We start from the raw sequence: 10,398 nt of genomic DNA, 5'->3' as shown, positions 1-10,398 counted from the left end.
GGACGGTCGCGGAAGGACGTCACCCAGAACGCATCGCGCTCAAACACGTAGGTTAGGAATGCCGACACCGGCCAACCGTCGCTGTTGAGCCACCCGACGGTGCATTCGGTCTGCACTGCAAGAAGTTTCATTCGCTCGTCATCACTCAAGCGGAAGGCTGCGAAATCCATGGCTTTCCCTCCCTAGTCAAGCTGAAACCGGTCCGTCGTCAATAGCCTGACCAGACCTTGACGGTCGACCTTGCCGGTGGGCAGCATCGGTAGCTCGCTCTCGGCGAGCACTGCGATGACGGTCGGCACTTTGAACCCGGACAGGTTGCGGCGGGCGTGGGCCATGACTTCCTCGGTGGACAGCTCCGCATCATGCGAGGGCACGACGGCGGCTGCGACGATCTCGCCGCGTACCGGATGCGGCAGGCCGACGACGAAGCTGTGCAGCACGCCGGGCATCGCGTCGAGCACCGATTCCACCTCCGCCGGTGAGACGTTCGATCCCGCGGTCTTGATGAGAGCGCTTGCGCGGCCGGTGAAGTGCAGATGCCCGGCGCCGTCGAACCATCCGCGGTCCCCGGTCGAATACCAGCCATCGGGACTGAACACCTCGTGGCGTTCCTGCTTGTAGATCCCGCTCATGAGTATCTGGCCCCGAACTTGGATCTCGCCATGTTGCCCGGGTGCCACCTCGAGACCGCTGGGGTCCACGATCCGGTGCTGCACCACCCCTGGCAGCGGGATCCCGAACGATCCCCGCCGTTCGGTCGGCAACGGCGTGTCGGGCACCTCCACCATGGTGTGCGGGCCGCCCGTCTCGGTCATGCCGAGCATGTTCGGGGTCAACTCGGGCTCGCTGGGCCGCCGTTCAGGCGGCAGCGCCTCCAGCATGGTGCCGCCGCGAACACTCGAGAGGTCGCGCTTGGCGAAGTCGGGATGATCCGTCATGGCTTGACTTGCCTGGGCCCAGCACGAAACGTACGTCGCCCGTTCGCGCTCGAGCAGCGCCAGCGTGGCACCGGGTTCGAACACGTCCTGAGCCAGGACCGCCGCACCGGTCGAGAGTGCCTGCAGCACAACCATCGTGAGCCCGCCGACCCAGAAGAACGGCATCGGAGAATAGATGCGGTCGGTGGCGGTGACGCCGCGGTGGTGCGCCAGGATGTAGGCGTGGCGCACCAGGCTGCCGTGCGTGTGCGCGACGGATTTCGGCAGCGCCGTCGTCCCGGACGTGGTGACGAGCACGAGATCGTCGGCAGGCCGAACCTCCGTTTCAGCCGAACCTGCCAGGGGCGCAACCGGTTCCGTAGTGCCGGGCCACGGTGTGGCCCACGACCGGTCGGAGTCGGGCCAGACGTGCACGCGGCGCAGGAAGGGGACATAGGGCAGGCCGATCGCCGCGTCACCGGTGGACAGCCCGGGCAGGGCGTCGGCCAGCCGATCGACGAGGTCGCGCCCCGCGATCGAGTGGCCCATCAACAGCACCTGGGTGTCGGTGTGGCGCAGCAACCGAGCGAGTTCGGCGCCCGGCGCGAAGGTCGACAAGGGGACGGTGAGCGCACCGATGCGGGCCGCGGCCAACCAGGAGATGATCCACTGCGCGCAATTGGGGAACAGGATCCCGACCCGGGTTCCCTTGCCCACTCCGCTGGCCAGTAGTGCATCTGCCAGCACCTGCGACTGCTCGTCGGCTTCGGCGAAGCTGAGCCGCTCGTGGTCGGTGATCAGAAGTTCGCCGTCAGAGTGTGCGCGCCGCAACGCCAACAGTTCGGGAATGCTTGCCGGCAACGCGTCGGGCGCCGGTGTGGGCTCGGCGGTGTGCGCCGCGGCCATCAGCGCACGTGCACCGGGATGTGGGAGTACCCGGCGACATTGGACGCCGTGACCCGTTGCAGCCCTTCGGTGTCGACGTCGAACCGTGGCCATTGTTCACGGAGCTGCTGCAGCGCGACCCGGCTCTCCAAGCGGGCCAGCCAGGAACCCAGGCAGCTGTGTGCGCCGTACCCGAAGGCCAGCGTGGTGGCTCCGCCCCGCTTGATGTCGAACACGTCGGGCCGGTCATAGGCCCGCGGGTCGCGGGTCGCGGCGCCGGTGACCAGCAGCGTCGGCGACCCTGCTGGGATCGTGCCACCGTCGAATGTGACGTCGCGGGTGGTGAACCGGCCCTGATATTGCGAGGGCGGGTTGATCCGCAGCATCTCCTCGATCGCGCCCGGAATCGAGCCGGGGTCGGCGAGCACCAGCTGCCACTGGTCGGGATTGTGGTGGAACGCCATGATGCCGCTACCCAGGAGCTTGGTGACTGTTTCACTGCCTGCCGCGGCGATCAGCACCGCGAACGTGGCGATGTCCTGGTCGGTGAGCCGGTGCGTCACCCCGGTCTCGTCCTCATAGGTCGCGGTCACCAGCCGACTGATGATCAGGTCGTCGGGCTTGCGCCGCTTCTCCTTGGCCAGGGCCAGGAAGTACTCGCCCATCGCCATCGACGCCGCCACGCCGCTCTCGGTGGCGAACGGGTTGTTCTCCTCGCGGTGCAGGAACCCATCGGTCCACAGCCGGATCTGCTGGCGTTCCCCGTCCGGAACGCCCAGCATCGAGGAGATGATCTCCACCGGGAACAGCGCTGCGAAGTCAGCCACGAAATCGAACTGATCCCTGCCTGCCAGCTCCTCGACATAGGAGGCGACGACGTCGGTCACCAACGGCTCCAGGTTGGCGATCGCCGCCTTGGTGAAGACCTGCCGGACCAGCTTGCGCAACCGCTCGTGCTCGGGTGGATCCAGCAGGATCAACATGTTCATCTCGTCGAACCTGTGGCGCATCGACAATGCGTCAAGGGTGACGCCGTAAGCGCTGCTGAAACTCTCCCAGTCCCGGTGCGCTGCAACGACGTCGGCGTTGCGGGTCAGGGCATAGAAATCCCACCGCTCGCTGTAGTAGACCGAAGCCTCGTCGCGCATCCAGCGGTAGGTGTCGTAGGGATCGTCGAAGAAGCTGTCGGAGTACGGGTTGAACTCCATGGGGGAGCCGTCGTCGCGTGCTTCCGTGGCTGGGGGCGCACCCTGATCAGTCGACATCTCAGGCGTCGACCCGCATCATGCTCGACAGCGTGCCGCTCATCACCATGGCGACCTCGTCGTCGCTCAGCTCGGGGTGACGGTCGGCGTAGCTGAGCGGATCGGCCAGCCCTTCCGGATGGGGGTAGTCCGAGCCGAAGAACAGGTGGTCGATGGGCACCAGCTTGGCGAGCTCGGCCACGTTCTCCTCCCAGAAGGGATTGAAGTACACGCACCGATTGATCGCTGCCAGTGGGTCCTCGCCGTAGAGCTGCGGCATCTTCTTGCGAGTGTCGCTGAGATTCTCGAACAGCCTTGGCAACCAAGTGGTTCCGTTCTCCACCATGCCGATCCGGAGCTCGGGAAACCGCGTCAGCACGCCATGGCAGGCCAGTGCCGCCACCGCGTCCTCGGCGGGATTGCGGGCCAGGGTGAAGTAGGACCGGAACGGCGTGGACTGAAACGGTCGGAACTCCCCGCCACCCTCCCAATCGTTGGCGTACCTGGAATACCCACTGTCGGAAGCGTGCATGATGACCAGCACGCCGGTCTCGACCACCCGCTTCCAGAACGGGTCGAACTCGGGAAGCGCGAATGACCGCGGACCGTGCAGTCCTGGGACGGGCGCCGGGCGGATGAGGATGGCGCGCGCGCCCCGCTCGACCACCCAGTTCAGTTCGTCGATGGCCTTGTCCACGATCGGCAAGGTGATGATGGGCGTGGTGAAGATGCGGCCCTTGTAGTCGAATTGCCAGGTCTCGTGCAGCCATTGGTTCAGCGCGTGAATGATCGTGTGGGTCGCCTCGGGGTGCTCGCGGAACCGTTCTTCCACCAGGCTCGCGAGCGTCGGGTACATCATCGACTTGTCGATGCCCTGTTCGTCGAGCAGCGCCAGCCGGGGCGCCGGCTCCCGCATCGCGGGGGTTGCCGCGATCGCCTTGCCTAGGATCTCGCGCTGCGATTTTCCTTCGGGGTTGCCGTTGTGGAAGTAGTCCTCCTGGGCGCCCGGCGCAGCGACCTTGTCGAAGGTCGGGTTGGGGATGTACTCGCTGATCTGTCCCAGCGTGGCGATCTTCGTGCGTCCGTCCACTTCGACGTACCGGATCGCGCCCTGGTACTCGGGCGGCAGGAACTTCGTCAACGCATCGCGGGTCTCGTACATGTGGTTGTCCCCATCGAAGACCGAAAATCCCAATCGCGGCGTCATTGAACTCCTCCTCGTATCGATCAAAGTTGCGACGCAGAATGACCGCCGCACAACCAGTGACCATAAGATGTGCGACTGACTCTAGCATCGAGTGCGTGAGAAGAGGATATGCCTGTACTTTTTTGTCGTGTTCCAGTCCAGTGGCGGGTAACGTCGCTCTCTGCGGCGGCGACACTGCGTCGTCGAACGTCGAGGACGGTGCCAAGATTGCGAGGAGGAGCAGGTGGATCTGGGTCTGACGCGGGAGCAACGCGCGGTCCGCGAGGCGTTCGCTGCCTTGTTCGGAAAACAGGCCACACCCCGGCGGGTGCGAAGAGCGGAGTCGAGTCCGTCGATGGGCTTCGACGGGCTGCTCTGGCGGCACTACGCCGAGATCGGTGCGTTGGGGATCGGAGTGCCGTCGGACTGCGGGGGCGCCGACGGCGGCCTCCTCGAACTGGCATTGGTGGCCGAAGAAGCCGGGAGACGCCTCGCCCCGATCCCCGTCGCCGAGACTGCGGCCGCGGCCCGATTGTTGGGCCGCCTGCGCGAGAAGGAACTGCTGGGACCCGTGCTGACCGGATCGGTCATCGTGTCACTGGCTACCCGTTCCGGCCCGGTATCGCAGCAGATGCTGGTCGATGGGGCGATCGCGGACGCGGTGCTGGCCCTCGATGGCGAATCCGTGGTCTACGTGACCCGCCCCGACCGCCTACCCAAGACTGCACGCCGAAACCTCGGCGGACTACCGCTGGCCCCGTGGTATGCCCCGGGTGCCACCACGGTGCTTGCCGAGGGGGGCGAGGCGCGGACGGCCTTCGACACCGCAGTCGACGAGGTCCGCGTACTGCGCGCGGCGTTGCTCGTCGGATTGGCTTCCGCGGCCGTCGGGATCGGTTCCCGCTACGCGATCGTGCGCGAGGCGTTCGGCCAGCCGATCGGGATGTACCAAGCGGTCGCCCATCCGTTCGCCGACGCCGTCACCGCCCTGGACGGGGCTCAACTACTGGTCCACAAGGCCTGTTGGGCAATGGATTCCGGGCAGGACGACGCCGCTGCATTGGCGGCGATGGCGTTCGCGTTCGCGGCCGAGACCTCCTATCACGCGACGACGCACAGTCTGCACGTGCACGGCGGATACGGGTTCATGGAGGAGTACGACATCCAGCTCTACTACCGCAGGGCCAAGGCATGGGCGGCGGCGTTCGCCGATCCCCGACGCGAGCTGCTCACCGTCGCCGACCGGCTGTTCGGGCCCGTGACCACCGGAGGTCGATGACCCGATGGACTTCACCGAACCTGCGAACTGGACCCGAATCCGCCGCGAGGCGAAGGAATTCGTCGCCGCACACGTCACCCGCGACGTGATCGAGAACGAGCGAAGGACCGGCGACGGGGTCGATCGCGCGCTCACCCGCAAATTGGGGGAGCGTGGCTGGATCGCGTCGGGGTGGCCCGTCGCCGAAGGCGGCGCCGGACTGGATCCGTTCGAGACGGCCGCGCTATGGGACGCGTTGCGCAAGGGGGGAGTGCCGACCGCAGGCCCCGGTACGACGATGCTGCCTGCCAACGCGATCCGCGCCACCGGATCCGAGGAACTCAAGGCCAGAGTCCTGCCGGGCGTCGCCGCCGGTGAGGTTCTGATTTGTCTGGGATACACCGAACCCGCCGGTGGCTCGGATGTGTTCGCCTGCGCGACCCGGTCGCAGCGCGACGGAGACGAATGGATCATCAACGGGCAGAAGATCTTCACGACGTTCGCCCATCTCGCCGACTACTGCTTCCTGCTCACTCGCTCGCAGCCCGGATCGGCGGGACCCCGCGGCTTGACGATGCTGCTGGTCCCGCTGGATTCCCCCGGCGTCGAGATCCAGGCGGTGCACACCATGGGACACGAGCGCACCAACATCGTGTTCTACAACGATGTGCGAGTCGCCGATGCGAACCGGGTTGGCGAAGCACACGAGGGCTTTGCGGTCATGCGGGCGGCGCTGGAGGCCGAGCAGAACGTCGCACCGGGTTCGCGCACGGCCTGGGTCGCCAACGATGCGCTGGAGTTCGCCCGCACCCACCAAGGTCCCGATGGCACCGAGCTGATCAACGACACTCTGGTCCGGGAACGCCTGGCGCGCATGGCGATGGAAGGAGAGGTGGCCGACCTACTCGACCTGCGGGTGGCCCTCCTGGACGCCAAGGGGGACAGACCGGGTCCGGTGTCGGCGTTGTTCGGGCCGGAGAGTTACGTGCGGGCCTCTGCCGCGGCGATCGACCTCGCGGGCACCGCGGGCATGCTCGACTGGACCGACCCGCAGAGCGCAGTGGACGGCAGCCTGGAGGCGCACTACCGTAGCGCCGTCGCGACGACGATCTATGGCGGGTCCAGCGAGGTGCTGCGCAGCCTCATCGTGGAGAACCGGCTGGGATTCCCTCGCAGCCGTCCGCGGCGGTGACGGACGGTCCGGCGAGACGTCAACGCGCTCAGAGGAAGTCGCTGCCACCGTCCACGTTGAGGTGAGCGCCGGTCATATAGGTGTTGGCGCGTGACGCGCAGAACGCAATGACTGCGGCCACCTCCTGCGGCAGCCCGAGCCGACCCAGGTCCACCGACATGCCGTGGTCGCGGCCCAGCAGCCCGAACGCTGCCACCGGATCATCCATCTCGATCCCGGCGGCGGCGAGCACCGGTCGCGCCCAGTCGGTCAGGATCGGACCCGGAGCGACGGCGTTCACCAGAATGGCGTCGCCAGCGAGACTGCGGGCGAGGTTCTTCGTCACGCTGAGCAGCGCGCTCTTGGCCGCGGTGTAGCTCACCAAGCCCGCCGATTGGTGTTGCACGGACATCGCCGTCACGTTCACCACCCGGGCCCATGGCGCGGCGCGCAGCAGCGGCAACGCCGCCCGCACGCAGCGCACTGCCGTGAGCACCCCTTGGTCGAAAGCGTCGGACCACCCCGCGTCGTCGAGGTCCTCGAAGCGGCCAGCGCTAGCCGGCCCAGCGGCATTGACCAGCACGTTGAGGGCACCCCACCGCGCGCCGACCGTCTCGAAGACCGCGTCGACGTCCGGGGCCGAGCCTAGATCCGCGGCCAATGTCAGCACTTCCGGACTGCCGGCGGCCGCTAGCGTCGCGGCGGTCTTCGTCAGCCGGGCCTCGTTCCTGCCGATGACGGCGACCCGCGCGCCGTGCTCGGCCAGACACACGGCGGTCGCAAGCCCGATGCCGCGGGTTCCGCCTGCGATCACCGCGGTGGCATCGGCGAATCCCAGGTCCACGACGGTTACTTCGGTGCGAACCGCTGGCCGGCGTCGAGGCGGATCGCCGAGCCGTTGAGCATTTGATTCTCGACGATTGCCAGCGCCAGGGCCGCGTACTCATCGGGTCGGCCCATCCGGCGGGGGAACGCCGCGTCGCGGGTCAGCTCACCGGCCATCTCCTCCGGAATTCGCGAGGTGATCCCGGTCGCGAACAGGCTCGGTGCGATGGCGGTGACCCGGATGCCGAGGCTGCCGAGGTCGCGCGCCATGGTCAGGGTCATGCCGGCGATCCCGGCCTTGGCGGCGGTGTAGGCGACCTGGCCGATTTGGCCCTCGAATGCCGCGATCGACGAGGTGTTGACGATGACGCCGCGTTCGGCGTCCTCGGGTTCGTTGTGGCTCATGTGCCAGGCCTGCAACCGATTCAGATTGAAGGTCGCGATGAGGTTGAGCTCGATCACCGACCGGAAGGCGTCCAGGGAGTGGGGTCCGCTCTTGGCCAGCGTGCGGGCCGATACGCCGCCGCCGGCAGTGTTCACCGCGATGTGCAGCGCCCCCAGGTCCTCGACCGCAGCCGCCAGCGCGGCTTCCACGCCGTCGCTGTCGGTCACGTTGCACGGGTGAAACGACGCGCCCGCGCCCAGTTCCTTGGCTACGGCGACCCCCTCCGATGTCGGTAGGTCCAGTACGGCGACCTTTGCGCCCTGTTCCGCCAGCCGTTCGGCGGTGGCCCGCCCCATGCCCGAGGCGCCTCCGACGACTACCGCGGCGCTGTCCTTGACCTTCACGCGAACGTTCACCCCTGCCTTCTGTAACACTCAGATTCTTCTTACGAGGACGCTACTGTACATACAGGTAGAGCCATCCTCTACTCTGACGCCGGACGCCGTATTCGTCTTGTAAGCATCCAGGCGACATGTTCGTCGACTGCGACCGGAGGTGCGATGACAGAGCCCGGCCCCGTCGAACCGGTGGTGCGGCCCTTGCCTCAGCCGAGCATCGGCAGCGAGCCGTTCTGGACCAGCGGCGCCGACGGACGCCTCCGGATCGCCCGATGCCGGGCGTGCAGCCAGTACCACCACCCACCGCAGCCGATCTGTCCGCGTTGCCGCAGCGTCGAGGTGGCGATGACGCCGGTATCGGGACGCGCGACTGTCGCCGGTTTCACCGTGAACCATCAGCAATGGCTGCCGAAGTTTCCACCGCCCTACGTGGTCGCGGTCGTCGCCCTCGCCGAAGATCCATCCACCCGACTCACGACGAACATCGTCGGCTGCGAGCCGGAGCACGTCGCCATCGGCATGCAAGTCAAGGTGACGTTCGAGCAGCATGACGACATCTGGATTCCGCTGTTCGAACCGGATCCCGACGCCCCCGAGGCCGGGCCGGTCCCGGGCCCCCGCGATCTGAGCCGCAGCGTGCGACCAATGGTGTCCACCAGCAAGTTCGAAGACAGGGTGGCGCTCACCGGGGTCGGCAGCTCGACGATCGGGCGCCGCCTCATGGTCGATCCACTGTCACTGACCGTGACGGCGTGCCTGCGCGCCGTCGCGGACGCCGGCCTGACCTTGGCCGACATCGACGGCCTGGCCACCTATCCCGGAGGACACGCCGGCGGAATGTCCGAGGGCGGAGTCACCGCTGTGGAGGAGGCGTTGCGCATTCAGCCCACGTGGATCAGCGGTGGGGGTGAAGTCCCCGGGCCCAGCGGCAGCGTCGTATCGGCCATGCTCGCCGTCGCGGGCGGGCTGTGCCGTCACGTGTTGTGCTTCCGGACCGTGTGGGAATCGACGCACACCACCCTCGCCAGGCAGGCGAAGTCCCGCGGCGGGGGAGGTCGGGCGTCGGGGATGTTCGAGTGGCGCTCGCCGTTCGGCGCCATGTCCGCGGCCAACTGGATCGGGGTCAACGCCTCGCACTACTTCTGGCGCTACGGCGGAGACCGCGCCTCGACGCTGGCGCCCATCGCCCTGACCGCGCGCGCGAACGCGGCGCTCAATCCGGCCGCGATCTATCGCGATCCACTCACCCTTGATGACTACTTGTCAGCGCGGATGATCAGCTCACCGTTCGGCCTATACGACTGCGACGTGCCGTGCGACGGGGCCATCGCGGTGGTCGTGTCATCGATTGACACGGCGTTCGACCGACCGAAGCCTCCGGTGTTGGTGGAGGCGGTGGGCACGCAGGTGATCGACCGGATCTCCTGGGACCAGGACACTCTCACCCACGAACCTCAGGTTCTTGGGCCCGCCGCACATCTGTGGAGCAGGACCAGCCTGCGGCCCGACGACGTCGACGTCGCCGAGCTCTACGACGGATTCACCTTCAACGCGGTGTCATGGCTGGAGGCTCTCGGATTCTGCGGCCTCGGGGAGGCCGCCGACTTCCTCGACGGCGGAACGACCATCGCGCTGGATGGCAAGTTGCCGCTGAACACCCACGGCGGTCAGCTATCGGCCGGACGGACCCACGGGTTCGGCTTCTTGGCCGAGGCCATCGCACAACTGCGCGGCGAGGCGGCCGAGCGCCAGGTCGCCGACGCCCAGGTTGCGGTCGTCACCACAGGTGGCGGTACCCCCGGGGGAGCGCTGCTCCTGCGACGCGATGACTGAGGAAGGCATGGGGTTGGATCAGGACCCCGAGATCGATCAGTTCCGCCCCAGGTCAGAGGCTTCCTCGAGACGCATTGCCCCGCGGCGCATTCGAAGTGCAAGGCTGGGGTGCACACCCCGATCGGTGCTAGGTGCCAACGGTGGTGCGGCGCACGGCCTCCGCGCGGGGGTCGTCGATGTCGACTAGTTGGGCGCCGTAAACCCCGTCGACAACGCAAGCCTCCCGCATGACATCCGCGGGGAAGCCGAGCGTGGGACGGCTGAGCTCGTCGAGACGATCCAGGTGCTGCTGGCTG

Annotated in this window: 8 protein-coding genes; 3 read left to right on the top strand and 5 right to left on the bottom strand. The window is 67.3% G+C overall.

Annotated features, from left to right (window positions below; genetic code table 11):
• Positions 1-182 precede the first annotated feature (182 nt).
• From QOC69_RS10260 to QOC69_RS10250, 3 genes are read right to left on the bottom strand one after another with little or no spacing between them, the layout of a single operon-like run.
• Complete coding sequence (locus tag QOC69_RS10260) at positions 183-1,823, bottom strand: class I adenylate-forming enzyme family protein (protein WP_526439000.1); 1,641 nt, start codon at positions 1,821-1,823, stop codon at positions 183-185.
• Entirely contained in the window at positions 1,823-3,067 is a 1,245-nt protein-coding gene (locus QOC69_RS10255; RefSeq protein ID WP_526438998.1) for a cytochrome P450, read from the bottom strand. Before QOC69_RS10255 ends, QOC69_RS10260 begins: the two co-directional genes overlap by 1 nt.
• A 1-nt stretch (position 3,068) precedes the next feature.
• Positions 3,069-4,253, bottom strand: a complete 1,185-nt coding sequence (locus QOC69_RS10250) for an amidohydrolase family protein (protein ID WP_526438996.1) — start codon at positions 4,251-4,253, stop codon at positions 3,069-3,071.
• A 223-nt stretch (positions 4,254-4,476) separates the two neighbouring features.
• On the opposite strand from QOC69_RS10250, the gene QOC69_RS10245 reads away from it, so the two are divergent.
• Both QOC69_RS10245 and QOC69_RS10240 read left to right on the top strand, forming a co-directional pair.
• Complete coding sequence (locus tag QOC69_RS10245) at positions 4,477-5,511, top strand: acyl-CoA dehydrogenase family protein (protein ID WP_526438994.1); 1,035 nt, start codon at positions 4,477-4,479, stop codon at positions 5,509-5,511.
• Positions 5,512-5,515: 4 nt separating this feature from the next.
• A complete protein-coding gene (locus QOC69_RS10240) occupies positions 5,516-6,682 on the top strand; it encodes an acyl-CoA dehydrogenase family protein (protein ID WP_526438992.1) in 1,167 nt (388 codons plus the stop codon).
• Positions 6,683-6,710: 28 nt separating this feature from the next.
• Here the strand turns inward: QOC69_RS10240 and QOC69_RS10235 are convergent, their stop codons facing one another.
• Both QOC69_RS10235 and QOC69_RS10230 read right to left on the bottom strand, forming a co-directional pair.
• The gene (locus QOC69_RS10235; RefSeq protein WP_526438990.1) at positions 6,711-7,505 is read right to left on the bottom strand and encodes an SDR family NAD(P)-dependent oxidoreductase; all 795 of its coding nucleotides are present in this window, start codon (positions 7,503-7,505) and stop codon (positions 6,711-6,713) included.
• Between the two features lie 5 nt (positions 7,506-7,510).
• Positions 7,511-8,275 carry an SDR family NAD(P)-dependent oxidoreductase gene (locus tag QOC69_RS10230; RefSeq protein WP_526439002.1) on the bottom strand — a complete coding sequence of 255 codons (765 nt, stop codon included), beginning with the start codon at positions 8,273-8,275 and terminating at the stop codon, positions 7,511-7,513.
• Between the two features lie 156 nt (positions 8,276-8,431).
• On the opposite strand from QOC69_RS10230, the gene QOC69_RS10225 reads away from it, so the two are divergent.
• On the top strand, positions 8,432-10,102 hold the full coding sequence (locus QOC69_RS10225; RefSeq protein ID WP_526438988.1) for a thiolase C-terminal domain-containing protein: 1,671 nt from the start codon (positions 8,432-8,434) through the stop codon (positions 10,100-10,102).
• Positions 10,103-10,398: the final 296 nt, after the last annotated feature.

Source organism: Mycobacterium sp. (assembly GCF_032162105.1).
Lineage (GTDB): Bacteria > Actinomycetota > Actinomycetes > Mycobacteriales > Mycobacteriaceae > Mycobacterium.
This window is presented reverse-complemented; position numbering and strand designations above follow the sequence as displayed.